This window comes from Phenylobacterium sp., assembly GCF_024508875.1.
Classification (GTDB): Bacteria; Pseudomonadota; Alphaproteobacteria; order Caulobacterales; family Caulobacteraceae; genus Phenylobacterium.
On sequence record NZ_JANINU010000144.1, the window covers coordinates 1 to 25,327 of the forward strand.

General features: G+C 65.5%; 29 protein-coding genes. 17 read left to right on the top strand and 12 right to left on the bottom strand.

From position 1 onward, the window contains the following. Window positions 1-461: SDR family oxidoreductase (locus Q0L11_RS12005; RefSeq protein WP_296597517.1), on the top strand; the 461-nt coding region annotated here is incomplete at its 5' end. A 177-nt stretch (window positions 462-638) separates the two neighbouring features. Further along, window positions 639-2,054 carry a protein adenylyltransferase SelO gene (locus Q0L11_RS12010; protein WP_296597518.1) on the top strand — a complete coding sequence of 472 codons (1,416 nt, stop codon included), beginning with the start codon at window positions 639-641 and terminating at the stop codon, window positions 2,052-2,054. Here Q0L11_RS12010 and Q0L11_RS12015 read toward each other — a convergent pair. The 3 genes from Q0L11_RS12015 to Q0L11_RS12025 are packed head-to-tail and all read right to left on the bottom strand — an operon-like array spanning window position 2,047 to window position 4,393. Further along, window positions 2,047-2,937 (bottom strand): DMT family transporter, encoded by an 891-nt coding sequence (locus tag Q0L11_RS12015; protein ID WP_296597519.1) that lies wholly within the window; start codon window positions 2,935-2,937, stop codon window positions 2,047-2,049. The two genes, Q0L11_RS12010 and Q0L11_RS12015, sit on opposite strands and share 8 nt — an antisense overlap. Next, entirely contained in the window at window positions 2,930-3,754 is an 825-nt protein-coding gene (gene gluQRS / locus Q0L11_RS12020) for a tRNA glutamyl-Q(34) synthetase GluQRS (protein WP_296597521.1), read from the bottom strand. The genes Q0L11_RS12015 and gluQRS overlap by 8 nt, the downstream gene beginning before the upstream one ends. A gap of 9 nt (window positions 3,755-3,763) precedes the next feature. Next, on the bottom strand, window positions 3,764-4,393 hold the full coding sequence (locus Q0L11_RS12025; RefSeq protein WP_296597523.1) for a TetR/AcrR family transcriptional regulator: 630 nt from the start codon (window positions 4,391-4,393) through the stop codon (window positions 3,764-3,766). Window positions 4,394-5,264: 871 nt separating this feature from the next. On the opposite strand from Q0L11_RS12025, the gene Q0L11_RS12030 reads away from it, so the two are divergent. The 12 genes from Q0L11_RS12030 (at window position 5,265) to Q0L11_RS12085 (ending at window position 15,733) form a co-directional block, all read left to right on the top strand. Next, on the top strand, window positions 5,265-5,825 hold the full coding sequence (locus tag Q0L11_RS12030; protein WP_296597524.1) for an HNH endonuclease: 561 nt from the start codon (window positions 5,265-5,267) through the stop codon (window positions 5,823-5,825). Window positions 5,826-5,966: 141 nt separating this feature from the next. After that, window positions 5,967-7,271 (top strand): site-specific integrase, encoded by a 1,305-nt coding sequence (locus Q0L11_RS12035; protein ID WP_296597526.1) that lies wholly within the window; start codon window positions 5,967-5,969, stop codon window positions 7,269-7,271. Window positions 7,272-7,949: 678 nt separating this feature from the next. Then, window positions 7,950-8,207, top strand: coding sequence for a helix-turn-helix transcriptional regulator (locus Q0L11_RS12040; protein WP_367183402.1), 258 nt, complete (start codon window positions 7,950-7,952; stop codon window positions 8,205-8,207). A 310-nt stretch (window positions 8,208-8,517) separates the two neighbouring features. Further along, a complete protein-coding gene (locus Q0L11_RS12045; RefSeq protein ID WP_296597529.1) occupies window positions 8,518-9,447 on the top strand; it encodes a hypothetical protein in 930 nt (309 codons plus the stop codon). 44 nt (window positions 9,448-9,491) lie between these two features. Further along, window positions 9,492-9,857, top strand: coding sequence for a hypothetical protein (locus tag Q0L11_RS12050; protein ID WP_296597531.1), 366 nt, complete (start codon window positions 9,492-9,494; stop codon window positions 9,855-9,857). Then, complete coding sequence (locus tag Q0L11_RS12055) at window positions 9,857-10,573, top strand: hypothetical protein (protein WP_296597532.1); 717 nt, start codon at window positions 9,857-9,859, stop codon at window positions 10,571-10,573. Before Q0L11_RS12050 ends, Q0L11_RS12055 begins: the two co-directional genes overlap by 1 nt. Next, window positions 10,570-11,097, top strand: coding sequence for a DUF2280 domain-containing protein (locus Q0L11_RS12060; protein ID WP_296597533.1), 528 nt, complete (start codon window positions 10,570-10,572; stop codon window positions 11,095-11,097). Before Q0L11_RS12055 ends, Q0L11_RS12060 begins: the two co-directional genes overlap by 4 nt. A 145-nt stretch (window positions 11,098-11,242) precedes the next feature. Then, window positions 11,243-12,166 carry a hypothetical protein gene (locus Q0L11_RS12065; protein WP_296597534.1) on the top strand — a complete coding sequence of 308 codons (924 nt, stop codon included), beginning with the start codon at window positions 11,243-11,245 and terminating at the stop codon, window positions 12,164-12,166. 190 nt (window positions 12,167-12,356) lie between these two features. Continuing rightward, on the top strand, window positions 12,357-13,142 hold the full coding sequence (locus tag Q0L11_RS12070; RefSeq protein ID WP_296597535.1) for a hypothetical protein: 786 nt from the start codon (window positions 12,357-12,359) through the stop codon (window positions 13,140-13,142). Beyond that, on the top strand, window positions 13,112-13,639 hold the full coding sequence (locus Q0L11_RS12075) for a hypothetical protein (RefSeq protein ID WP_296597536.1): 528 nt from the start codon (window positions 13,112-13,114) through the stop codon (window positions 13,637-13,639). Before Q0L11_RS12070 ends, Q0L11_RS12075 begins: the two co-directional genes overlap by 31 nt. A 285-nt stretch (window positions 13,640-13,924) precedes the next feature. After that, window positions 13,925-14,899 (top strand): DUF2806 domain-containing protein, encoded by a 975-nt coding sequence (locus tag Q0L11_RS12080; protein WP_296597538.1) that lies wholly within the window; start codon window positions 13,925-13,927, stop codon window positions 14,897-14,899. Between the two features lie 201 nt (window positions 14,900-15,100). Continuing rightward, window positions 15,101-15,733, top strand: coding sequence for a hypothetical protein (locus Q0L11_RS12085; protein ID WP_296597539.1), 633 nt, complete (start codon window positions 15,101-15,103; stop codon window positions 15,731-15,733). Between the two features lie 41 nt (window positions 15,734-15,774). Here the strand turns inward: Q0L11_RS12085 and Q0L11_RS12090 are convergent, their stop codons facing one another. The 8 genes from Q0L11_RS12090 to Q0L11_RS12125 form a co-directional block, all read right to left on the bottom strand. After that, entirely contained in the window at window positions 15,775-16,062 is a 288-nt protein-coding gene (locus tag Q0L11_RS12090) for a hypothetical protein (protein WP_296597540.1), read from the bottom strand. Window positions 16,063-17,009: 947 nt separating this feature from the next. After that, a complete protein-coding gene (locus Q0L11_RS12095; protein ID WP_296597541.1) occupies window positions 17,010-17,528 on the bottom strand; it encodes a hypothetical protein in 519 nt (172 codons plus the stop codon). Continuing rightward, complete coding sequence (locus Q0L11_RS12100) at window positions 17,525-17,701, bottom strand: hypothetical protein (RefSeq protein ID WP_296597542.1); 177 nt, start codon at window positions 17,699-17,701, stop codon at window positions 17,525-17,527. The genes Q0L11_RS12095 and Q0L11_RS12100 overlap by 4 nt, the downstream gene beginning before the upstream one ends. A gap of 573 nt (window positions 17,702-18,274) precedes the next feature. Continuing rightward, window positions 18,275-19,096 carry a DUF4145 domain-containing protein gene (locus tag Q0L11_RS12105; RefSeq protein ID WP_296597543.1) on the bottom strand — a complete coding sequence of 274 codons (822 nt, stop codon included), beginning with the start codon at window positions 19,094-19,096 and terminating at the stop codon, window positions 18,275-18,277. A 383-nt stretch (window positions 19,097-19,479) separates the two neighbouring features. Further along, a complete protein-coding gene (locus Q0L11_RS12110) occupies window positions 19,480-20,709 on the bottom strand; it encodes a DUF6161 domain-containing protein (protein WP_296597544.1) in 1,230 nt (409 codons plus the stop codon). 265 nt (window positions 20,710-20,974) lie between these two features. Beyond that, window positions 20,975-21,700 (bottom strand): hypothetical protein, encoded by a 726-nt coding sequence (locus tag Q0L11_RS12115; protein ID WP_296597545.1) that lies wholly within the window; start codon window positions 21,698-21,700, stop codon window positions 20,975-20,977. A gap of 273 nt (window positions 21,701-21,973) precedes the next feature. Continuing rightward, entirely contained in the window at window positions 21,974-22,171 is a 198-nt protein-coding gene (locus Q0L11_RS12120; RefSeq protein WP_296597546.1) for a hypothetical protein, read from the bottom strand. Between the two features lie 47 nt (window positions 22,172-22,218). Beyond that, on the bottom strand, window positions 22,219-22,815 hold the full coding sequence (locus tag Q0L11_RS12125; RefSeq protein ID WP_296597547.1) for a TetR/AcrR family transcriptional regulator: 597 nt from the start codon (window positions 22,813-22,815) through the stop codon (window positions 22,219-22,221). Window positions 22,816-22,924: 109 nt separating this feature from the next. Here Q0L11_RS12125 and Q0L11_RS12130 point away from each other — a divergent pair, with 109 nt between their 5' ends. From Q0L11_RS12130 to Q0L11_RS12140, 3 genes are all read left to right on the top strand, one after another. Beyond that, window positions 22,925-23,827 carry a haloalkane dehalogenase gene (locus tag Q0L11_RS12130; protein WP_296597548.1) on the top strand — a complete coding sequence of 301 codons (903 nt, stop codon included), beginning with the start codon at window positions 22,925-22,927 and terminating at the stop codon, window positions 23,825-23,827. Between the two features lie 12 nt (window positions 23,828-23,839). Further along, window positions 23,840-24,256, top strand: a complete 417-nt coding sequence (locus Q0L11_RS12135; RefSeq protein ID WP_296597549.1) for a DUF1330 domain-containing protein — start codon at window positions 23,840-23,842, stop codon at window positions 24,254-24,256. Between the two features lie 130 nt (window positions 24,257-24,386). Continuing rightward, on the top strand, window positions 24,387-24,893 hold the full coding sequence (locus Q0L11_RS12140; RefSeq protein WP_296597550.1) for a hypothetical protein: 507 nt from the start codon (window positions 24,387-24,389) through the stop codon (window positions 24,891-24,893). Window positions 24,894-24,897: 4 nt separating this feature from the next. Here the strand turns inward: Q0L11_RS12140 and Q0L11_RS12145 are convergent, their stop codons facing one another. Beyond that, window positions 24,898-25,326 carry a hypothetical protein gene (locus Q0L11_RS12145; protein WP_296597551.1) on the bottom strand — a complete coding sequence of 143 codons (429 nt, stop codon included), beginning with the start codon at window positions 25,324-25,326 and terminating at the stop codon, window positions 24,898-24,900. Window position 25,327 lies beyond the last annotated feature (1 nt).

The window sequence follows — 25,327 nt, forward strand, 5'->3', positions numbered from 1 at the left end:
CCTTCGACCGCATCCTGTCGGTGAACCTGAAGGGCATGTGGCTGGTGACCAAGGCCGCGCTCGCCGTTATGCGGGCGCAGGGTTCGGGCGCCATCGTCAACGTCTCGTCCCTGGCCGCCCGGGCCGGCGGCATCCAGGTGGCCTACGAGGTCTCCAAGGCCGCCGTGAACCGCCTGACCACCTCGACGGCGCAGAGCCAGGCCCGCTACGGCGTCCGCTGCAACGCCGTGCAGCCCGGCCTGATGGACACGCCCATGGCCGTGGCCGGCATCGCCGGCGCCAGCGGCCGCAGCCAGGCCGAGGTCCGCGCGGAACGGGACGCCCGCGTGCCGCTGGGCGGCAAGATGGGCACGGCCTGGGACACCGCCTATGCGGCCCTGTTCCTGGCGTCGGACGAGGCCAAGTTCATCACCGGCGCCATCCTGCCCGTCGATGGCGGCATGGGCGTTCGCATCGGCTGAGCGGGAACGCGCTGCGAAGCCTCGCGTTACCGGCCCCTGTCGTGGGGGACTGACCCGGAGAGCTGTCTGATGAACGGTATCATCTATCTTGTCGGCCTGGTCGTCGTCGTCCTGGCCGTGCTGGGCTTCCTCGGAATCCGCTAGCCCTACGCCGCGTCGCGCGGCTAGCTGGCCCGCATGCCCGTCTCGTCCGCCTACCGCCCTGATCCGCAGTTCCCGGCCCTTGGCGGCGAGTTCGCCGATCCGGTGGCGGCGGCGGACTTCCCCGCCACCATCCTGCGCTACCGCAACGACCGCGCCGCGGCGACCGTGGGGCTGGACACCCTTACCGACGACGAGTGGATCGCCCACTTCGGGCGGTTCCAACCCCTGCCAGGCAACATCGATCCGCCTGTGGCGCAGCGGTACCACGGCCACCAGTTCCGCGTTTACAACCCGGAGCTCGGCGATGGCCGCGGCTTCCTCTTCGCGCAGCTCCGCGAGGCGCGGAGCGGCCGCCTCCTGGACCTCGGGACCAAGGGATCGGGCCAGACGCCCTGGTCGCGCCAGGGCGACGGCCGTCTCACCCTGAAGGGCGGCGTGCGTGAGGTCCTGGCCACCGCCCTGCTGGAAGCGCTGGGCGTGCCGACCTCGCGCTCGTTCTCGCTGGTCGAGACCGGCGAGGCGCTGGAGCGCGGCGACGAGCCCAGCCCGACCCGCTCGGCTGTCCTGGTGCGCCTGTCGCACAGCCATGTGCGGTTCGGCACGTTCCAGCGCCACGCGTTCTTCGAGGCCAACGACCGGATCGAGGCGCTCGTCGCCCACGTGATCGGCCTCTACTACCCTGAGCTCGAAGGCGCGAACGACCCGGCCGCCGCGCTGATGGGCGCCGTCTGCGGCAAGGCGGCGAGGCTGGCCGCGCGCTGGATGGCCGCCGGCTTCGTCCACGGCGTACTCAACACCGACAACATGAACATCACGGGCGAGAGCTTCGACTACGGTCCCTACCGCTTCCTGCCGAAGTCGGACCCCAACTTCGTCGCTGCCTACTTCGACCACTCCGGCCTCTACAGCTTCGGCCGCCAACCGGAGGCGGTGTTCTGGAACCTGCAGCAGCTTGCCGGTTGCCTGAGTCTCGTCACCGACAGCCAGGGCCTGGTCGACGCCCTGAACGACTTCGGTCCGGCCTACCGCCGTGAGCTGATGGCGGCCATGCTGGCCCGCCTTGGCGTGACGCCGCGCGGCGACGAGGAGGACGCGCATCTCGTGCAGTCGGCCTTCCGCGCCCTGGCCGAGGGCGGCGACCGCCTGCGCTGGGAGCCGTTCTTCTTCGACTGGTTCTGCGGCCGCGAAGACCGCGCCCTGGCCGGCCCGCGCGCCGCGTTCTACGCCGAGGAGGATTTCGCCGAGTTCCGCCAGGGGCTCGCCGCCTATGACGCCGAGCGGCCCGAGCGGCTGGCCCATCCCTATTTCGCTCAGTCCGAGCCCGAGGAACTGCTGATCGACGAGATCGAGTCGATCTGGGCCGACATCGACGCCCGCGACGACTGGAGCGCCTTCCACGCCAAGCTCGCCCGCATCGAGACTGCCCGGCAGGGCTGGGGGCTCAGCTAGCGGTCTTCCGCGAGGCCCACTGGCCAAGGACGATGCCTGCCAGCGCGATCGCAGCGCCCAGACCCTGCAGCGGGCCGATGGCCTCGGCGAACAGGACGTAGCCCAGGATTGCGGCGACCACGGGCTGGACCAGCACCACGACCGAGGCCGTGGGCGTGGGCAGGCGGCCCATCGCCCAGGCGATGGAGCCCTGTCCCGCGACGTGCATCAGGCCCAGCCCGACGCAGGCCGCCCAGCCGCGAGGCGTGGCCGGAACAAGCCGCTCGCCCAGCAGGACCGCCGCCGCCAGCAGCAGGGGCGCCCCGGTGACACTGGCCCAGAACATCAGGCGGCTCGCCGTCTCGCGCTTGCGGCCTTCGGCCATGGTAAGGAAGTAGAGCGCGTACCAGACGGCGGTGATCAGCGAGAGCGTGTCGCCCAGCGGCTGGTTTCGCGGCGTCCCGCCGGTCTTCTCGATCGCCATCATCGACGCGCCCGCGACCGCCGCGGCCACGGCGACGAGGAACAGCGGCCGGGGTCGCTGGCGCAGGAAGACCCAGGCGACCGCCGTCACCACCACCGGCGTCAGGTTGGTCAGGACCGTGGCGTTGGCGACCGAGGTGTACTGGATGCCGTAATGCCAGAAGCCGAGGTCCAGCGCGAAGAACAGGCCGGCCAGCAGCGCCCATTTCGACGGCGCGCCGCCGAAGCCGCCGGTGCGCGCCGCCATGATCGCCAGCAGCGGAGCGGCGAAGACCAGCCGCCAGACGCCGGTCGCGGTCGGGCCGGCGTCGCTGAGGCGCACCAGGATGGCGGCCAGTCCGATGATGCACGCGCCCATCACCAGCACCGCCAGCGCCTGGGCGCGGCTCGCGGCGTTCGGGCTGGCGGTCGCGTCAGTCAAAGCCCAGCTCCCGGCGCAGGTCGCCCGCACTCATGCCGCCTTCGCGCAAGGACCGCAGCGTCTCGGACCGGTCGCGCTTGGCGAAGCGCTTGCCGTCCGGGCCCAGCAGCAGGTCGTGGTGTCGATAGATGGGCGTCGGCAGGCCCAGCAGCGCCTGCAGCAGGCGCTGGACGTGGGTGGCCTCGAACAGGTCGCAGCCGCGGATGACGTGGGTGATCTCCTGCAGCGCGTCGTCCACGACCACGGCCAGGTGGTAGGCGACGCCCACGTCCTTGCGCGCCAGCACCACGTCGCCGCCGAGTTCGGGCTGTGCCGTGATGCGGGCCTCGCCCTCCATGAACGTCAGACCCGCGAAGCCGCCCAGCCTGCGCGCCGCGGCGTCCAGCGACAGGCGCCAGGCGAAGGGCTCGCCTGCCGCGAGACGGCGCATCTCCTCGGCCCGGCCCAGTGGCCCGCCGCGGAAAACCTCCATCGGGCCGTGCGGCGCCGACGCCATGGCCTCGGCCACCTCCTTGCGCGTGCGGAAGCAGCGATAGACCAGGCCGTCGGCCTCGAGGCGGCCCAAGGCGGCATGGTAGTCGTCGAGGTGCTCGGACTGGCGCCGGACCGGCTCCTCCCACTCAAGGCCCAGCCAGCCCAGGTCCTCGTAGATCGCGGCCTCGAACTCGGGTCGGCAGCGGGTCGCATCGATGTCCTCGATCCTCAGCACGAACCGTCCGCCCGTCGCGCGCGCGGCGGCGAAGGCGGTCAGCGCGGAGAAGGCATGACCCTTGTGCAGAAATCCCGTCGGGGAGGGGGCGAAGCGGGTGGCGAACACCCGCGAGCCTTAGCAGGCGCCGTGCTTGGGCGCGAACAGCCCCATATGGCTGAGGACGGCGTCGAGGAAGGCGCGCTCGCCGCCGAGCTCCTCCTTCAGGTGCTCGAACTGCTTGAAGCCGGCCATCTCGGCGAGGCCGTGGGCGCCGCACCAGGCGGCGATGGTGGCAAGTTCCAGGTGGGTTTCGGCCGCCGGGTCGGCGCCGCGTTCGACCATGGTGTCCCGGACCATGCAGTAGGCGCTGTCCTTGTTGCTCTGGGCGTCCTCCGGCAGAGCCTCCTTCTCGCGCACCATGTCGTACATCACGCGATAGAGCGCCGGGTTCTCGCGGGCGAAGCAGACATAGGTGATGCCGAGCGCGGTGAGCTGATGCGGACCGGCGTCCCGGGTCTTGGCTTCGGCCATCTGGGCGTTCAGCGTCTCCCAGCCCTCCTGCGCCACGGCGTCCATCAGCTCGGACTTGTCCTTGAAGTGGTGGTAGGGCGCCGCCGGACTAACGCCCGCCTCTCGCGCCACGGCCCGCAACGAAAGGGCGCTGGGCCCCTCCGCCTCCAGGAGCCGTCGGGCGGCGTCCACCAGCGCCCGGCGCAGGTCGCCGTGGTGATAGGGGCGGGGCTCGACGGTCTTCGTTTGGCTCATGAACCTTACCATAATTTCACATCTGAGCGCTGTACAGATATCTTGACGACGATCAGATGCGCGCCTATCTGAGCACCGTTCAAATAGAAAAGTCCCTCACTCCCCTGAGGGTTCAAACTGAAAGGTGTGTGTCATGTCTCTCGCAAAGTTCGAACGCTTCTTCGATCGCGCGACCCCGGTCTTCCTCCTGTTCCTCGGCCTCACTGCGGCCGTGGCCACGGCGGGCCTGGGCGCCTAAGGATCTCCCTATCCGAGCGTCGAAGTCGATGGAGGGGCCCCGCTGCGGGCCCCTTTTTCGTCGAAAATTTTGCGGCCGCGCATCCAAACGGGGTGCGTAAACGCATAACGGTCCTGTGAAAACGCTGATCTGTGCACTGTTCAGATCGTGCTATCCCACAATCGTCCAAACGGACAGCCCCGCTCCCCCGGGGTCCGAAACTGAAAACTCAAGGTGTGTGTCATGAACCTCTCGCGCTTCGAACGCAGCTTCGACCGGATCGCCCCGGCGTTCCTGCTGGCCCTCGGCCTCTTCGCCGCCCTCTCTACGGCTGGCCTCGGCGTCTGACGTCCCTCCCGTCAGCGGACCAAGGAGGGGCCCTTCGGGGCCCCTTTCGCTTTTGGGGCCTGGCGTCACCGTCTCCGCGGCCACCGCCGTCCTGGGACGTAGGCCCCCATGCGCGACGCCTAAGGCCTCGCCCTTTCGAAGAGAGGGCGAGGCGGAAGCGCTTTCCGATCCCGCCGTCGTGGATGTGTCTCCGAATCGGGCCTATATTTTTCCCCAGTCACGTCGATTCCAGTTGCTGAGGTGCTGTCTTCAGTCCCACGTCGACCGTCATAAGCGCCCTTAGGCGTCGCTTCCGGAGGCCCTGCCATGCAGGTGCTTAAGGCTCCGCCCTCCGGATGGCCGTGTCTTGTGCTCAACGCCGATTTCCGGCCGCTCTCCTATTATCCCCTGTCCCTCTGGCCGTGGCAGGAAGTGATCAAGGCGGTCTTCCTCGACCGCGTGGACGTCGTGTCCACTTACGACCAGGAAGTCCACTCTCCCTCCTTTGCGATGAAGCTGCCCAGCGTCGTATCGCTGAAGCAGTACGTGGCCCAGGACCGCCCGCCGGCGTTCACCCGCTTCAACCTGTTTCTGCGCGACAGCTTTACCTGCCAGTACTGCACGGTGGGCGAAGACCTGACCTTCGACCACGTGATCCCCCGCTCGCGTGGCGGTCGCACCACGTGGGAGAACATCGTCACCGCCTGCGCGCGCTGCAATCTCACCAAGGGCGGCCGCACCCCGCACGAGGCCCACATGCACCCGCGCATGAAGCCTCGTCGACCCAGCGCCCACGAGCTCCAGGATCGCGGCCGCAGGTTCCCGCCGCATCACCTGCATGAGAGCTGGCTGGACTACCTCTACTGGGACATCGAACTGGAGGCCTAGAGGTCCCGAGACGTCCCGGACCGCAGCATTTCCCTTGCGACTTCCGAGCATTAGGCCGATCATTCGGCCCACGTTGTCCCGGTATATCCCCCCAGCGGTGGTGACCGCGTGGTGACCAGACTCAGCTCGGCATCGAGGATCATGGCGGAAGAGACCGGTCGCGTGGCGCCCCTGACTCAGCGCACTATCAAGGGCCTTGAACCGGCTGGGGGCCGGTATATCGTCTGGGACGAGAGCCTAAAGGGCTTCGGCCTGCGCGTAGAGCCCAGCGGCGCGAAGACGTTCCTAGTGAGGTACCGGGTAGGCGGCGGCCGTACGGCGCCGCGGAAGCAATTCAAGATCGGCCGGTATGGCGCCCTGACGCCTGACGAGGCCCGCGAGGCGGCCGCGCAAGTCCTGGCCAGGGTCGAGCTCGGCGAGGATCCTCAGACCACACGTGCCAAGGAGCGGAGGGCGGAGACTGTGGCGCAGCTCTGCGACGCTTATCTGGCGAGCGGCTGCGCCACAAAGAAGGCGAGTACGATCACCCTCGACCGCATCCGGATCGAGGGCCACATCAAGCCGCTAATCGGTCACCTGCGCTCGACCCAGGTTAGCAGTGCCGATGTCGAGCGGATGCGGGACGCGGTCGCCTCCGGACGCATCCCGAGGCCGAAGGCCGAGGAGACGAAGGAGCCGGTGCCCAGGGTCAAGGCCGTGCGCCGCCCTGGCGAGCGGGCTCGAGGCGGCAAGACGGCCGCGACGAAGTCTGTGAAGCTCCTGCGAGCGATCTACGTTTGGGCCATCACGAACAAGGAGCTGGCAGTCGGCTCGAACCCCTGTGACGGCGTGAAAACCTTCGCCGACGGTCGGCGGGAGCGTTTTCTCTCTACGGCAGAGCTCGGCAGGCTGGGCGAGGCCCTGACGTCAGCCGAGATCGAAGGCGCCCACCGCCATCACGTCCGCATCGTGCGGCTGCTGGCCCTCACCGGCGCCCGCAAGAACGAGATCGCGCAGTTGCGGTGGAGCGAGGTCCAAGACGGATACCTGCAGCTCGAGGATAGTAAGACGGGCCGGAAGGTGGTTCCGCTCGGCGCCCCCGCGCAAACCCTCCTGGCAGAGGTCGAATGGACTGAATCGCCGTGGGTGTTCCCGGACCCGCGCGACGCCACCCTGCCGATCCGCAACCTGGATTGGGCCTGGGTTGGCTTTCGCAAGCGCGCCGGCCTCGAAGACGTCCGCATTCACGATCTCCGTCACAGTTTCGCCAGCGCCGGAGTGCTGGGCGGTGCCACTCTATTCTTGATCGGCAAGATGCTTGGGCATGCCCAAGCCGCGACGACACAGCGCTATGCGCATTTGGCTGATGATCCGGTCAGGGCGGCGGCCGATCGCATCTCCGCCAGGATTGATGCTGCCCTCGCCGGTCGCCCGGACCCCAGTGCCGGCGAACTGGCGACAAACTGAAATGGTCGGGTTTTCCGAGGATGAAGTCCGGTTGGTCTCGATCATCGAGGCGACGATCCGCGCTGAACTTGCCGATTGCATCGTGCCGCCAGAGATGCGTGGCGGTCTTACAGACGGTGCACTGACATCCCTATGTACCTGCCTCGCCAGAATCGCGCGCGAGCCCGGGTCTAGTGCCGCTGGCTTTCGCTTCATCGGTTACCGCCAGGCGCGCTTGGAACTTCGCCGAGCAGCGCGACTAGGAAAGGCCGGGAGAAGCGCCGGTCAGCTTTCTGGAACCTCAATTACAGCGCTCGCTGCGATTGGCTGGAGAGCGGAGGACTTCCGCCTGAAGCCGGGTCGCTCTCGATGGGCCATATCAGCGGGGTTAGAATGGCTGAGGTACCATGTTCCTCGAGTTAGCAATGGCCGGCCGCCAGATTTCCGCGCCCAGGCCTTCGCCCAAGTTCTTGGGAAGCTCTACTCGGGCCTCACCGGGCGCCCCGCGCACGAAAAGTCCGCCCACTTCATGAGCCTGCTTGGGCAACTCGAAGAACTGACACCTAGCTTGCGCTTCGGAGCGGAGTATCGAGCTAAGCAAGGCGCTCGGCGGCGGGCCGCCAGCCAAAATCGGGGGGGTTCTGTCCGAAGCCCGTAGCCCAGCGCAGCCCTAATTTCCCGTCAGGTCCCGAGCTCCCTCTGGGATCTGCCTGGGAGACTGCCATCTTGAGAGTGTTCCTCAACGAGGCCGAAGCCGCGGCCCGCGCCCGACTCTCGCCAAAGACGCTTCGCAACCTTCGGTGCGCCGGAGGCGGCCCCGTCTTCATCAAGGTCGGAGGCCTCCGCCGCGTCGTCTACGATGCAGCCGACGTCGATGCGTGGCTTGACGCGCAGAAGGTTCGGTCCACTAGCGAAGTCACTAGCCGCCGGCCCACATCCGACTTGGCGGCCGCCTGACCGTGTCAGCCATCGTCACATATGTCCCGCCCGTGGTCTGGAGAGGCGGCCTTAGCGCCGCCCAGGCCGCGGCCTATGCCAACACGCTGTTCGAACTCGCGGCCAAGCATCGGGCCGAAGCTGAGGCTGATCCCGCCGAAGCGCATGATCTGCTCCGCATCGCCGAGACCGACGCCTTCTTGGCGGAGGGCTTCAGGGCTGTGGTTCTGCCTCTTCGGCGACGCGAATGCCGGCGGTCCTTCTCAGCAGGTGGACGGGCCGCGTGATGGATGAAGGCCCCCCGAACCGTGACTCCTTCACCAAGGTTCGAATGGACGTGCTCAGCCATGTCCTTCGCGACGCGCGCTTGTCCTATCTCGCCCGCAGTTCGTTCGCCCTTAGAGTGACCGACTATACCTCGCGCGAGATTTTCCAGTCGCGTGGCCTGCTGCTGAGCTGGGTGGGTCGTGAGCGGCTCGCCGCCGAACTGGGAGCGAAGCCAGACAGCATCCGCCTCGCGGACAAGCTTCTGTGCGAGTGCGGATACATGGCCCTGGAAAGCGCGGGCGGTGGGTTTGGGCAGACCAACCGCTACCTCATCTCCATTCATGCTGAACCCGCTGAGCGCAAAACCCCCCCTCGGCGGGGGGTGATGAACCCCCCCGACCGAGGGCGTGAACATCTCGCAACTACCCCCCGAACGGCGGGCCAACATGCCCCCCTAGAATGGGTGGCTAAACCCCCCGTGGATGGCGGGGTGAAACCTCTGACTCAAACCTCTGATGATGAAACCCGCTTCGCGAGCGGGGGCGAAGATGGCTCCAACGAGGTATCGTTCAGACGCGTCTTGCGCGCCATACCCCAGATACCGCGAGGGCGCTCGAACAACGACCTTCTTCGGAGCGCGTTCGTCCAGCTTGTCGCCGAAGGTGTCGAGCATCGCACTTTGGCCATCGCGGTGGAAGAGTTCTGCCGCCAATCTCCGGATGCGACGGAAGATGGCGGGCGCCACATGGGCAAGGCCCACGAATGGCTGCTGCGGCGCCGGTGGGAGGCCTACGAACCCACCCCAGAGGGCGTTTTCTTCGACGGCCTAAGCGAGGTCGAGCGCCGCTGGTTGGCGGATGTGCGGCTATGGCAGCGCCGGCCCGGTGAATGGCAGCGCACTTGGGGGCCCCGACCAGATCAGCCCGGCTGCCAGGCTCCGGTGAAGATCCTTCAGTTCTGTGGCCTCGCGTCGCCGCTCGCTGAGGCCTCGTGATGCAAGCCTCGCAGAAACCAATCCAATCCAAGAGGGAGGCCCCGATGGGCAAGATCTTTCGTCGCGTCCGCAGCATTGACGCTCCTCGTCCGGCGAGGCGCCACCAGAGGTCCGGCGGGGGTCGAGATGACGCCGGCACCCAGCGCATTCTGGTCGCGGAGTTCAGCGCCGAGAACCACATCGCTGAAGTCATCGACGGCAAGCTCACGGTGTTCGTCATGGTGCCTATGATGGACATGGCTACTCCGACTAACGGCGTGACCAGTGGCCCGCCCCGTGAGGCGGCGGAGGCGCAGATGCGCCAAGTCGCGAGGGATCGCGGCGCCCGCATGGATCTCAGCGCCCAAATTCGCGACATCAACCAGAAGAACCGCGACTTCTGGAACGGCAACGGTGGCGGTGGTCGCTGATGCGCACGGAGAGCAGGATCCGCCTCACCGATGCTGCGACGCGATTGGCTGAGGCAAGCGATGCCGCTGCGGCCACGCTGCGTGGCCTCGAGGTAGCTAACAGCGCGCTCGCGGAGGCGCAGTCGGCGCTGTCGGCAATTCGAATCGACATGGCGAATGGCGAGGGCGCCGCAGACCGCATTCTTGCGAATCTCGCATCTGGGAAACCGCTGACGCTGGATAGTCTGGCACCTGCAGATGGCGGCCGCGCGCGCGCATCTGCAGAGGCGACGGTGGAGACCGCCCAGGCGGCGCACGCGGTTCTCGCCGGCCGGCACCGGGAGGCTGCCGCTGGGGAGCAGTCGGCGCAACACGCGCATGCCCTGGCGTTGTTAGCGGTCCTCGGCGAGGTCGAAGGCGAACTTGTCGCCCGTGGGCTTCAGGCACTCGCGGAGCTCGGAAGGGTGCGACGGGCGTTGCGTGGCCTGGAGGCGGCTGGGTGGGTGAAGGGAGGCGGTGATCGCATCCTCCGCCGGGAGTTCACGCAGAGCGCAATCCTTCTGATGCAGACTGGTGAGGATCGGCCCGATGCGAAGGCCTGGGGCGATCACAACGCGCGTTGGGTTGGCTTCAGGGACGCTCTGAAGTCGGACCCGGACGCTCTTCCTCCGATGGAAGAAGATCCCGGTCCAGGCGACGACGAGCTGGCCGCCTTTGTTCGGGGGGCTCGTCGTTGACTTCTGCCAACCTTCAATCGCCCCGACGTCGTGGCAAGCTATCCGACGCCGCGAAAACCTTCGTTGTCCAACATCTTGCTGCCTTCGAACCTGCGGCTTCAGTCCGCAGGATGTTGAAGGCGGAGTTCGGTATCGAGATCTCCGACAACGCCATCCGCGGCTACGACCCGACGAACCCCAAGGGATCGGCGTTGTCATCCCGCTGGCGAGACCTCTTTGAGGCCACACGAACTGACTATCTCCGAGACGCGGCTCGAGTAGGCATCGCGAACAAGGTCCACCGCTTGGCGCGGCTCGATCGCATTGCGGCGCGGGCGGAAGAGCTGGGGAACTTCGCGCTGGCACTCCAGGCCCTGGAGCAGGCGGCGAAGGAGATGGGCGACGCGTACACCAACACCCGCGTGGTGAAGGGCGCGCTGGCGGTGACCACGCCCAAGTCGCTGGCCGACTTCTACGCTGGATATGTGCCGGCATTCCCAGGTGCGAGCCTTGGTCGGGATAGTGATCCGGAGGCAAAACATTGAGCCTCGATTACCTTCCTTGGGTCGCCAAAGTCCCGGTCGGAGTGGAGTCAAATCCCTGGAAATTCGCGGGAATCTCGCCGCTTCTCGGGGGCTCTCGAAGCGCCGGTCACCTCACGGTCACCACTCATCGCGCGGAAGGCTTGGAATGAGCCGGCTCTACAATCGTAAGATCTCTCTTATCGTGGGCGATGATGACGCGGCGATCGACTTCTCCAGCCTTCGCATCAGCTTCCGCGTGAACCAATGGGATCTGCTCACCCCGAACAGCGCCACGCTACGAGTGTGGAACGTTTCTGAGGCCACTGCGCTGAAGGTCCAGCGCGAGTTCCTCCGGATCGTGCTGGAAGCTGGTTACGCAGATGGCCCATTCGGCACGGTGTTCTCTGGGTCCGTCGTCCAAGCAAAGCGAGGACGGGAGAATGCGACCGACACGTACCTAGAGATCGTCGCGGCCGATGGTGACCAGGCCTACAACTTCGCCATCATCAACAAGTCGCTGGCTGCCGGCTCCACACCGAAGGACCACCTCAACGCCCTGACCGGAGCGATGGGGGAGCACGGGGTGAAGCAGGGCTATGCGCCGGATCTTCCCGGCGCCGCGCTCCCGAGGGGCAAGGTGATGTTCGGGATGGCGCGCGATCACTTGCGCGCGCTCGGCCAGTCGACCGACACGAAGCCATCTATTCAGAATGGCCAACTGCAGTTGGTTCCGATCGGCGGCGTCATCCCCGGTCCTGCGGTAGTTCTTACGGCAGCAACGGGCATGGTGGGTATCCCCGAGCAAACCTACGCTGGCATCCAGGTTCGCTGTCTCTTGAACCCTGAGATCAAGATGGGCCGCGTCGTGCAGATCGACAACGCCAGCATCAACCGCACCAACTTGTCGGTGAGCTTACAGGGGCAACTGCAGAATGCATTTCTGCCCCGAGTCGCAGATGACGGCCTCTACCGTGTGATCGTGGTTGATCACTGGGGAGATACTCGAAAAGACGAGTGGTACTCGGACCTCACGTGCATCGCGATCGGAGATCCGGTCACGAAGATGCTCGTCGATAAGGGCTATGGGTAGTCCTCGACAAGAGTAGCGGCGCCTCCGGCTTCATGGCGCGCCGCCGATCCTGGGTCAGCGTAGCGCTCCAGGCGCGGGCACTCTGCAGGTCTCGCGGAAATCCAACAGCAGAGGGCCGGCGGGGGTACATCTCCGCCCCGCGGCCGGCGTCCCTTTCATCATCGAGAAGGCGGCCCCAGGCCGGCAGAAAATGAATACGAACTTCCCCAATATCGCAGTCACTGCGCCGCTCGTGGCGCTACTCTTGGCGAGCCAAAGCCTTGCGGCTCCCGGTACGCCGACGGTCGCTGGATCCGCCGGTCAGGCGTCGGCGACTTCGGAAACCTTGTCGATATCGACCACCACGGCGATCAACCCCGGGGACCTGGTCGTGCTGGCTGTGGTCAGCGCCTCCAATCAGACGCCGATCGCCGCCGATTGTCTGCTCTCCTCCAGCGCCGGGTGTGGACTGTCCTGGGATGGAAAGGAGCGCAACCTGGCGCTTGCGGGCACCGGCGCGCCTGCCTGGATGGCGACGTTGAATCAAAGTTTCGGCGCGATGGACAACAGTCCGATCCGGGCCCGGACCTGGTTCGGCTATGCCACATCGAACATCCCCAGTGGATCGACGTTCCGGGTCAACTTTGGCGGTGCGATCGGGGCTAAAGCCGCGACGATCATCGTCATTCCCGGTGCGGAGACGAGCGCCGCCCTGTCGTTCGGCGGCACCTCTGGTGCGTCGGGCGCGATCACCTTCGGCACCACGCCGGTTCTCGCTCCCAGCCAACTAGTGCTTGCCACGAGCTTCATCTCCGGCGGCGGCACCGACAGCTACACCGAGGATGTGGGCTTCACCTTCTTGCATCAGACTAGCGCCGGCGCCTGGCCTGCTATCCGTGTGGCCTACAAGCTCACGAGCTTCGCCGGCACAGTAGGCTATACCCTTACCGACAGCACTTCGCGCACGTGGATCTCAAGCTATCAGGTGGCGAAGTAGCCATGTCCTTCAAAGTCACGAAGGACGGCACCGCCGCGTTGTTGCGCGGCTTGGAGGCCCTGGCGAGCGAGCGGGTGCTCGTGGGCATTCCGGCCTCCAACGCCGAGCGGCAAATCGACGAAGACGCGAACGATCGCGGGCCGATCAACAATGCCGCTATCGGCAAAATCATGGAGGAGGGGTCGCCCGCTGCGAACATTCCGGCGCGTCCCCACCTCAAGCCCGCCGTTCGCGAGAACCGCGACGCGATCGTCAAAGCCTACAGGGCGGGCGCGAAGGCGGTGCTGGACGGCAAGGCGAAGGACGCCACGGCCGTACATCACCGCGTCGGCATCCTCGTGGAGAACGCGGTCAAGGCCAAGGTCAACGAGGGCGACTTCGTGCCCCTGGCGCCGGCCACCATCGCCAAGCGCAAGGCGCGCGGCCGCAAGAGCGAGAGGCCGCTCGTGGACACCGGCCAGTATCGCAACTCGATCACCCACGTCGTCCGGAAATGAGATTAGTACGAACGGCTGGGCTCGAGGCATGGGGGAGTGCCTGCTCGCTCAACGAGATGGCCCTCTGGCTGCGCTAGAGGCCGGCAGTCGCCATAGCTGCGCCAGATGTTGAGGTGTTGGCTGATGGCCAGCAAATCCCGCATTCGCACGCGAGCGGTGGTCGCAGATAGGGGTGCCAACCTGCGGCAAGCTCTTCGCCCGGCGAGGTTGGTGCCTAGATGGACTCTCGGCTGTTCCCGCATTTAGAAGTGTTACGATCATTCAAGCCACCAAAGGGGCAATAGCGTGGCGGAGGCGGCGGGCAGTGGCGCACAGAAGGGCTCTCTGCAGACCTTCATGGATGAAGGCGGGCTCACCGCTGCCGTTTTAGGGAAGCCGATCGCAGCCGCGATCGGACGACTTATTGGAGCTGTTGCCGATATCCCCGCGGCTGGCGTCGACAACCTGGCGCAGAGAATACGCGACGACACAGAGGCTCGATCGGTCGTAAAGCGTGCGATTGCGCAAGCCGCAGCAACGCGGGCGACAGCCGACGAGGCCTTGGTAGATCGCGCGGTTCAACGCTGGGGCTACGACCGGCTGAGGAAGCAGGAGAATGTGGAGGCGATCGCCGCCGAGACGCTTCTCCAGCTCAAAGAGGATCCGCCCAAAGATCCGGAGGGGCCTGCTCCGTCTGACGACTTCATGAACTTCTTCCAGGCCCATGCCGAGAATGCCTCCTCCGAGGACATGAGGACGTTGTTCGCACGCATCCTGGCTGGCGAATGTCGCGCACCCGGTAGCTTTTCTCTCGGCGCGCTCCAGGTGCTTTCCGTGATGGACAAGCAGTTGGCCAGCGCCGTCCAGACTGTCCGGCCTTGGGTTAACAACGGGGACTATGTGCTCTTCGCCGGCGAGTTCCACAAAGGCGATCGGCTTGCCCCGCTGCTCATCCTTGAGGATTTCTCTTTGATCCGGCTCGGGATGCTAACGAAGCCGTTGAAGCTGGATGACGAAGGGCATGGCGGACTGGTCTACGGGAGGCGGGCGATTATCCTTCACGGCGCGCCAAATGCAGAGATCGCGATGCCGGCCGCTACTCTCACCCCTGTAGGTCGGCAGATCATGGCTCTCTGTCCTGAGCCAACCGAGGTGCCGGACTTCGACCTCATCATTGCTGCGGCCAAGAAGGTAATGGGGATCCAAAAGGTACAGGTCGGGGATTTCTCTCATAGGTCGGCGGAAGGCCAAGTCTTCATTGCCAACTGGCGAGATACCTAACATGCCCAAGTTCAACTCCATCAGCATCGAGATCGACGGCCGCCGCTACACCGGCGACTTCGAGCTATAGAACGGCATTGCGAAAGTCGGCAGCGCCTCCTGCTCAATCAACGTCCAGGTTGGCAACGCTGACCGAGATCGCCGCGCGGGCTGCGCTAGAGGATCTCATCAAAGCTTGTCTGCAGAGCCGGAGGTGATGCCATGCCGTTGATGGCCCGCTGCAACAAGTGCGGCACCACCTTCGTCAGCCAGCTCAACGGCTTACAGCTGGCGCGCATGGCGAACACCCTTGAGGACAACATAGAGAATTGCCGAGTGCCCGGCTGTGGCGGATGGGCGACGAGTGAGAACGTCATCGAGGGCCGGTCGCAGGGCATTCCTGAGCTCTCAGAGGTCCTAGAGCGCATGCGACCCTTCGATGTCGCCCAGCTCGCCGAGTTCCGAGTGCTGCTGCAGTCCGTGCAGCAGGGTATGATTGCCCCTCAGGCCGCACGCCAGCAGGCTGCCGCCCTTTCTCCTGGCTTGGCAACGACGTTTGACTGGGCATTCGCGATGGGCGCAGCCAGCTTGCTGGTCGCTCTCATCGCCTTGTACGTCAGCATCGCAACCTACCAGCACGATCTGGCCGGCGACGCTGACGTGGTCGCAGGACTCGCCCAACAAGAGCAGGCGCTCGCGATAGCGAAGGAGCAGGCGCAGACGGACCGCGAAATCCTCAAAGAGCTGCGCCTACTGCGAGCGGCCCAAGCGGAACCGCCGGCGGCTGAGAGCCGGCAGGTCCGCAGGGCAAAAAAGCGCGCCGCGGAAAAGCTCAAGGGGCGGCTAGAACCCTAGGGGGTTAATTGCATCGCTGAGGCTGCACTTCTCAAGATCGTCTATCGAGTCGACTTCGCGGCCCTTCGGGCGTCTTGGACGAACCAAGCCATGTTCCGCGCCGCAATCTCCGCCGGCGATCGAACGCCTCGCGTCTGCTTGTCGTCGAGCGCGTCGAAGCGATCGACGAGTTGGGATCGCTGCTCGTCGCTCATGAGGTCTATCGCCTGAGCTAGGCTCCAATAGGCCCACTGAAGGTCGGGTTGGATCGAAAGTTCCGCGTCGCAGATCCGCTTCCAGGTCTCCGAACTGGGTCGGCTCGGGAACGCGAGCACTGTGGCTTCGCTCACCTCGCCCTCCATCGCTTGGTGCTCATCCGGCGGGCCCGCCGCGGGCGCTTTTTGGGGAGCGCGCTCGCGACGGTGACGATGTCCATCCGAGCCTGGGCTGCCATACCGGCAACTTCCTCGGCTGCTCCCTCGATTGCGAGTTGCGCCCCCAGGGTCTCTATGAAGCGTACCCCATCCCTTCGCGTGAGCGTGCCTGATACGGCAGATGCGAGAACGCGGAACAACATTCGCGCCTCGGCGCGTTCACAGCTCACCTCAGGCCGCCACGAGTTGTCGTGCCGCAGCCGGCGCAGGGCGCCCCCGCTGGGGGGGAAGCGCAACCTCTGAGGCGTCGCCCCGCCATCCCCTGAAGAACGGCTCAAGCATCGCCATGATCTGTGGAGAGATCGGCTCTGCGCCTTCGGCGGGCACGGCCGGGGTGTTAGGTGAGGCCTTAGCTTGGAACATGACGAACTCCTGTTTCGTCGTTTCGGGTTAGGCCGGATGGGGAGTTGCCGCTTCCCATCCGGCTGAATTGTTGTTATCAAAAATTGGTGGCAGACGCAATAACTGATAACAGAAAAAAGCGAGGCAGACCCCGTGTGGGCTCGACCTTCATCGGGGTGCGGGTTCCGCCCGACCAGGTCGAGCGTGTCGATCGCTGGATTGCCGCCCAGGATGAGCACTTGAGCCGACCGGAAGCGCTCCGGCGGCTCGCGGAGCGAGGCCTCCAGGCGGAAGAGGACGAATAGTGGACCGCGCGAGCTGGATCTTCATCGAGAACGAGGGAGCCCTCTACAGGGGGCCCTCGAGGGGGTGGCCGAAAGAGGTGTACAGCTTCCGGCGCGGGTGCTGGCTCCCATACGAAGGCAAGATTCCCAAACCCGTCGACTGGGGCGATGTCTTGTCAAAGACTGAAGCCCAGGCCTTGATCGCGGACGCTGGTTCTCCGCCTTCGGTCGCGTAGGCTAGCTCTTTCGCGGCTTAGCGGCGGACTTCTTCAGCGAACGCTTTGGGGTTCTCGCTCTGCCGGCCCGGGCAGCTCGGGACGTTTCGCGACGGTTCTCTTCGCGCATGCGCTCAATCTCGAAGAGACCGTTGAACAGTTCCTGACTGCCTGCGGCCCGCTGTGTGAGCTGGCCGAGTAGGGATGACGCTGCCATCTGCAGCGCGCCCCGCACCATTCTCTGCTCGGCGTAATGCCACGCCGCAGAGCTCTCACTGACGTGACCGACCACAACTTCCCGCGATTCCAGCCTGATCATCCCAGCGAGCTCATCACCCGCGGGGAGATGTCCGGCGGCGTCACCGTACTCCCGGAGAGCCTCTGTAAGGCCGACAACCTGTTCGATAATGTCCCCCGGGCGACCGGCTCCGCGGACAACGCGAATGAGGTTGGCAGTCAGCTCGACAAGCCCTCCTTCAACCTGCTCGAGAGCGCGGTTCGCTGCGAGCTCAGCGTCGGTGTTCGAGCTGACAATCTTCATTCCGAGGCCGGCGTCGGCTTAGCGCGCGAGATCCGACTTGCCGCCGCGCCCTGCCGGGCTGGCGTATAGACGCGGGCGGGCTTCTTCTGACCGGCTTCGATCTCGGCGACCTCCTTGAGACCTGCGAGTATGCGCCGATAGTTGGTGTCGTCGTCTTCAGGCTTGGATGACATTCAGTCAACGTAACTCCGAAGCGAGAGATCGGGGAACCCTGTGCTGCAGAGCTGCCGGTGCTTGTATCAGCGCCTACCCGCTGCCAAGGCACGTGCCGTGCGATCAGTGCGGGCATCGCCGTGAGGTCTTCATGGTCCGGCCCGCACGCGAACCTGAATGCCTCCATCATTCGGCTTGTGGGCCATCCGCGCGAGGCAGTGGATAGATAATATCCCGAGAGTGACAGGCCTCCCAACCTGTCGCTAGATGACGAAATGAAGGGGGCCGCCGGTCCCCCTTCAAGTGCCGCCCTCTCACAGGCCGGTACCAGCACCGGAGCCGCTGCAGACGTCATTCTTCGCGGCGTGGTCCTTCTGGGGTTGGAACCGTGAACTCCTACCTCAGAAGGCCACCGGCGGTGCTTCGGTGCATGCTCATGCCTACTCGCTTCGCAGTCTTTGAGAAGGCGCGGGGCAGAACATTGCGCGTACTGTCCACACTCGATTGTCGCGCTGTGGAAAAACGGAGTCGATTCACGGGGCCGTCCACAGAATCGGGGGGGCGGTCGCGTCAGAAACGGTCGCTTATAGCCTTCAAGCGCTCTGATCGCTTGCCGCCTCCGCAGCATTAGCTCCGATCGGTGACGTGGGTAGCGCTTGATTCGAGCCGGCTTGCTGCTTCTGTGTCTTCTTTTCGGCGGCAAGATCGGCCAGAGCTTGGAAGCGCGAGCGTCGCTTCTCACGCTGGACATACCAGTCGGCAAAAAGATCTTCGATCAGACCGATCAGGAGCTCGGCCTCGCCCGGATCGACCTCAATAATGTGATCGACGTCGGCCTCCATGTGGGCCCCTATGTTGCCGACCTCACGAACTGCGTCGATGGCTCCTACGCTTTCGATGGAAATGTTGCGATCTGCTTCGCCCTCGTCGACCTGGCGTCTAAGCTCTCGTATCTCGTCGATCAGGCGCTTCTTCGAAATCCCGCAGAAGTCTCGGATCATTCCCTGCAAACAACGGCGGGAAAGGGTTGCCGAGGCCTTCGGGCTTAGAGTTCGGATCAAACACGCCTCGACGTAGTCGTCCAAGATGGCTTTCGGAATGTAGTCAGGCTGAGGCTTAGCAGCCCCTCTCGGAAGGAAATCGAAGCTCGCCAGTGGCGATCCAGGCGACGACGTCCAACCGCCCGTAGCTGAACTACGAATGTCGCGCACCAAGTCCACGGTAAGGTTTAGCTGTTGGCATTCAGGGTTGGCGCAGATGATGGCCTCCGATCGAACGCCAACATTTCCAGCTTTGTCGGTGTTACGATCTATGTGGTCGCGGTTGATCCAGTAATTTTCATCCGTGACGACCTGTGCATGGTTGCAGAATGGGCAGGTCCATGAGAATGGACGCTGCGTCACTGGCACTGTCATTCTAGGCCCCCGCCGTCGCGATATGCTGCGGAAACGCTACCCATTCCTGCCCCGGTTGGCCACCCGCAGGCGGAATTGTCGGCCAGCACACGACCTGCTCAGAGTGCTTGGTTGACCTGAGGATACGGAGTGGTTGTCAACTCGGCGCGCCAAGGGGGCCATCGACCGCGGCATCGCGCTCTTCGTGCGTGAGGCTGAGCGCGGCATCGACGTTTGGCTCCCAAGTCCGGCTGCAACTCGACACGCGCACTTGCTTCCAGGTCCTTGGGCGCCCGCAGAGCATCCTGAGAAGGACGGCTGGGCGCTGCTGTACTTGGCCGGGGTGACTCACGAGGAGCTTGGGCTCAAGACGATCCGGGACTTTGATGAGGCCTAGCCGGCCCCTATTTGGTCGGACTGATGAGCCGGGCCAGCAAGGCGGCGATTGTTCCATCTGCCATGCCGTCATCCTTCACGATGCCGTCGGGCGTAGTCCGGAAGAGAGCCGTCAGGATGATCTGCCTGTCCTTCTCGTCGGCGGCCTGGTCCTTCGTGAGGGCGAGATAGGTGGTCGTCATGATTTCGCGCTCCTCCGCATCGACACGAAGGTGGTGCTCACTGAGGTACAGCTTCGTTAGAAGACGACCGACCCAGAAGGACACCCCGGCCAGTGTGCCGAGACCAGCCGAGATGATGAAATAGAGGGGAGTGGCGGCAGGCCCAGGTGGATGCTCTAGCAATAGAACTGCCACGAGAACGAAGGCCAGCGTCAGGCCGGCGGCGAGAAGCGGGAAGAAGACGTAAAGCCGCCTCCTGGCGTTGTCTTCAGCGGTCTTATGTCGTGCGGCCTTATCGCTCCAGTATTGGGCTGGAGCCTGCAGGCGCATGAACTCTAGGAACGTTGCCCGCAAATTATCGAACTCGGCCTTAGTCGTTTCCCGCGCCTGCGCAAAGTCGGCTTGAGCCCCCACAGCGCCGCGCAACCAAGTGTCCATCTGGGATCGCCACTTGCCGAACTGCCGTTTCGCCCAGCGCCGAGCGACCTTCCGCCCGCGCAATCGGTCATCGCGGTGCTGGACCCACCGCTGGCCAGCTTCGTCCTCCAACTTGTCGAGGAGCCGGTCTGTTCTGTCGCGAAGGTTTCGACGCTCTTGCGTCAATTGGCGGGAAACGACGTCAGATCGGATCAAGCTAGGCGCGGCGACCAACAGTGCCCCGGTGATCTGTGCAAGGTTCCCCACATTCGCAAGGTTCGCTCTATTGGTTGCAACCGCGTACGCCGCGCTCCCTGCGAAAGGGCCTTCGGCTTCGAAGATGTCGAGCACGCGGCGACCGTAATCCCCCTCGCTGTGCAGGATTCGGTTGCCTTGGTCTGCGACATATACCTGGTTCACCATGTGCACGAGATCGGGCAGACGCTGACCTTGGCTTATGGCTGCCTGGGATTGATCTCGAAGATAGTTCAGGCGACCCCCGATGAAGTTCATCAGGCCGAAGTTGTCTCGGCCTTGGACCTCGTTCAGCCAAGACCAACGGGTGCGCTCTTGCTCGATCCAAGCCAGAAATTGGTCTAGCGACCTAAACCGGTACGAGCCGCCGAGCTCTCCCAGGTCAATTTCCAACGCCTCGCTCATTTCGACCCCCGCCTCCCACCCGCAGAAAGTGTGTGAGGGTGAAGCGCAAGCGTGGGCGTCAGCTAGGCCGCAGGAGAATTATCCACAGGTATCTGGCGTGGTGACCGAGTGGTGACCGGACCCATCAAGGGGTCGTTGAATTTCGATAAAAGTGCGATAAATCAAGAATTTAATTCCGATATGAGTTCGTGTTCCGCTACCTCTACTGGGACATCGAGCTGGAGGCGTAGCGACCGGATCGCTTCTGCGATCCGGCGCCGTTGGATCAGGCGGTGACCGTGGCCTGGTTCTTCTGCCCGCCTTGGCCGCGGGCCGCCTGGAAGGCGTCGAGGGCGGCGGTCAGTTCGGCGGAGCCCAGGAGGCCGTCGCCGTCGGTGTCGAGCTTGCCGAAGGCGCTGGCGAGGGCGCTGTCCTCGTTGTCCATCCCCAGTTGGTCGCGGATCTCGGCCAGACCGAGCGAGCCGTCGTCGTCCGAGTCCACGTCGCCGATCAGCTTGCTGGCGACGTCGGCGCTGGAGGGCGGGGCCGGCCGTCCGCCGCGTTCGGGGCGGTTGGCTTCGAGGCCGGCCGAAAGCTCCTCTGCCGAAAGCTTGCCGTCGCCGTCGGTATCGAGGTTCGAGACCGCGGCCGACAACTCGTCCGAAGCCTCCGCGCCCAGGGTGGTCTGGATCTCTTCGAGGCTCAGCGCGCCGTCCCCGTCGCTGTCGGCGTCCTCGATGAGCTTGCTCGCGAGGTCGTCCTTGCCCGACGTCTTCTCGCTGTCGGACTCCTGAACCGAGAGCAGGCCGCTCAGCGTGTTGGATGCGAACTGCCGCGCGCCGCCGCCAGGGGGCGGGCCGGGAGGCGGGCCGCCGGGCGGGGGACCGCCCGCGCCCTTCGCGCCGCCCGGCTTTTCCTGCCGGTCGGTCGCCGATGTCTGCTGGAGGAGCGAGGCCAGGACGCGCTGCGCCTGGCTCCCTCCGTAAGTCGCGGAACTTGTTGAGACTTGCACTGTCGTCGCCTCTCCTTTGGGGGCTGATGGACGCCGCCCGCCCCGCGCAAGACGGGGTGGCGGCGCCATTCGACGTGCAAGAAGGCGATCAGAGTTCCGTGCGGAGCATTGTTTCAACTCCGGATCTCAGGCTGAAACATCCAAGACACGGAAGTCATGGCGGCACGTGCCGTGGGGCAAAATACAGATAGATCGGACATAAACGTCACGCGCACTCTTCACGCTTCGGCGAAGTGTGCGGCATTTATTTCCGGGCGCCGGGCGAAATCGATCCTAGGATGGTCGAACCTGATCGCGGAATTTCTGTTCTTCGGTCTGGTACGAGCCGGGGTGATCGTACTCGGCGCGGGTGGCCGCCTCGCTGACCGGATCGTTGGCGCGGTTGCGGCGCTTGTATTGGGTGACGCCCCATACAAGAGCCGCGAGGAGGGCGAGGGCGCCCAGGCCGTAGAGGATTTCAGGTGTGAGCATGGCGATCTCCTTGTGGGATCAATCGCCGGGCCTGCGGTCGGTTCCGCTCAGCGGGTGATGCGGCGGGTGGCGTCTTCCAGCACGGCGCACGCGCGCTCGAACGAAAGGCCCTGTTCGCGCCGCAGCCGCGCCCAAGCCTCGTAGCTCAGCAGCAGGTCCAGGGTTTCGAGCCGCATCGAGTCCTTGGCCACCTCGGGCGGGAGCTCACGTTCGAGGATCGCGCGGAGCTGGATCACCAGCCGGGCATAGTCGGATCCCAGGAACTTGGAGCGGTGTCGGAAGGCCTCGGCCGCGCGGCGGAACGGGGCGATCGTCTCGAAGCAGCGGGCCCGCCGCCCGATCAGTTCGACGATTCGGGCCGGGCCTGCCTCGGCCTGCAGCGGCTGGTCCACGATCGCACGGATCTCGCCCTCGATGACCAGCGACATCTCCCGATAGAGGCTGTCCATGTCCTGGAAGTGGCGGAAGACCGTTCGCAGGCCGACATCCGCCTTCGCGGCCACCCGCTCGGCGCTGGGGGCGATCTCATCGGCGCGCACCATGTCGATCATGGCGGCGACGATCCGGGCGCGGTTGTCCATGCCCCGGCGGCGGCGGCCGTCGGCGACCTCGGGCTGGGGCGGAAGCTGGGCGGCCGACGTCATGGGCCCATCTCGCCCGCGTCGCGGGGGCCTGTCGAGAGGGTCAAGGCGCGCCGTTGACCTCGGGCATTAGTGACATGCATAATGTCACTATTATCCAGGGAGGCAGCGGATGGAAGTGTTGCGGACGCCGGACGCCCGGTTCGAGGGGCTGCCCGATTGGCCCTATGCCCCGCACTACGCGGAGGTGACGGACGCCGACGGCACGGCCCTGCGCCTGCACTATGTCGATGAAGGTCCGCGCGACGGCGCGGTGGTGCTGCTGATGCACGGCGAGCCGTCCTGGGCCTATCTCTACCGCCACATCATCAAGGGCCTCGCCGCCAAGGGACGTCGCGTGATCGCGCCGGACCTCATCGGCTTCGGGCGCTCGGACAAGCCGGCCAAGCGCACGGACTATACCTACGAGCGCCACGTGGCCTGGACGAGCCAGTGGCTGACGGGCCTCGACCTCAAGGACATCACCCTCTTCTGCCAGGACTGGGGCGGTCTGATCGGCCTGCGGCTGGTGGCGGCGTTCCCCGAGAGGTTCGCCGGGCTCGTCATCGCCAACACCGGCCTGCCCGCCGGCGGCGGCATGACCGACGGCTTCAAGGCCTGGCTGGAGATGAGCCAGACCATTCCCGTCATGCCGATCGGCGGGATCGTGAACATGGGCACGGCCAGGGCCCTGTCGGAGGCCGAGGTCGCCGCCTATGACGCCCCGTTCCCCGAGGAAGCCTACAAGGAAGGCGCGCGTCAGTTCCCGACCTTGGTGCCGGTGACGCCCGAGCATGCCTCGGTCGCCGAGAACCTTGCGGCCTGGAAGGTGCTGGAGCGGTTCGACAAGCCTGTCGTCACCGCCTTCTCCGATGGCGACCCCGTCACCAAGGGCGGCGATGCGCCGATCCAGGCGCGCATTCCCGGCGCCAAGGGGCAGCCGCACGTGACGCTGAGCGGCGCCCACTTCCTGCAGGAGGACAGTCCTGCCGAGATCGTCGAGGTGATCGACGGCATGATCCGTCGGCGCGGTTGAGGAGGCGCAAGCATGAAGGTCGAGAACGCGGTCTTTCCTGGCCCGCAGCAGATCATGGAGTTCTTCGGCGCGCCCGAGGATGGGCCATTCGTGATGGTCAATCTGCTGAAATTCAAGGAGAAGGCCGAGTACGAGGACGGCTCCGACGCCCACCTCACCGGCGCCGAGGCCTATGCCCGCTACGGCGAAGAGGTGAGCAAGCTGGTCGAGGGACTGGGCGGCCGTATCCGCTTTTCCGGCCGGGTGACGGGCCTGCTGCTTGGCGAGGTCGATGAACTCTGGGACGCAGTCGCCCTGGCGGAATACCCCTCGCTGGAGTCGTTCCGGAACATGGCCATGTCGCCCGAGATGCACGCCATCGAACATCATCGGAAGGCGGGCCTGGCGGGGCAGCTCAACATCCGCACCAAGCCGGGTGAAGGGTTCTAGCGACGGATCGCTGGCGGCGTCCCGAATTCGCCGCTTGGTCCAGGCGTCCGGAGTCCGCATTCTTGCGTAGAATGGCGGCTGGCTGCGTTGCGGCCTCGCCGATCCCCGACACAGAAGAGTGAGACTTCGGATGCGCCTCCTGCATCTCGCCGCCGTCCTGACGCTGATCGCCGCCCCGGCCGCCGCCCAGGATACGCCCCAGAAGATGCTGGATCTCGCCCGGCAGATCCGCGCGCAGGCGGCCCAGATGAAGGACAGCCTGCCGCCTGAAGACATCGCCGAGATGATCCGGCAGGCCGAGGAGCTCGAGCAGGGCGTGAAGGACGGCGGCTTCTCCGCGCCGGTCGCCCAGGAGGCGCCCAGCCTCGCCAAGCGGATCGCGGATGCGCACGACGGCCGGCTCGATTGGTTGGCGCATGAGGCGGCCTGTGTCGGCTACGCCTGGGAGAACCACGCGACCTTCGTCTCGAGCTATGGCGATCCCGAGCGCGACCGGCTGTGCCGCACGGCCTACGCGCACTACGCCAAGTACTTCCTGACGGCGCGCGACGGCGGCGCGGCGTCGGTCTACGAGCCCGAGCTGGCGGCCTACGACAAGGCCGCGCAGGCGGCCGTGGACTACTACGCGAAGAAGTAGCCGGTCAGACCTCCCGGGCCCGTAGCGACAGCGCTAGGAACAGCAGCGCCACCGCGACGGTGACGGGACTGGCGTAGTGTTCCGGCGGATGGTGCGCGGCGGGCTGCAGAACCCAGGCCTGCAGGCTCATCAGCCCCCGCTCCACGATAACCAAAGACAGGAACAGCGGGACGAGCGGGCGGTAGCGCAGGGCGACCGCCAACATGCCGAGGCCGAACGCGATCTGGGTCGCGCCCTCCCAGGCGAACACGCTGCGCACCAGCGCCGCCCGGTCTCCCACGTCCAGGCGGGCGATGGAAACCATGCCGCCGTCGGGCGCGAAGCTGTGGATCAGGCCGGGAGCCAGGGTGAGAACCGCGGCCAGCCCCAGGAACCAGGCCGACGCGGGACTGCTCCGATAATCGGCGTTGGTCGAGGGCGGCAGCAGCGCCATC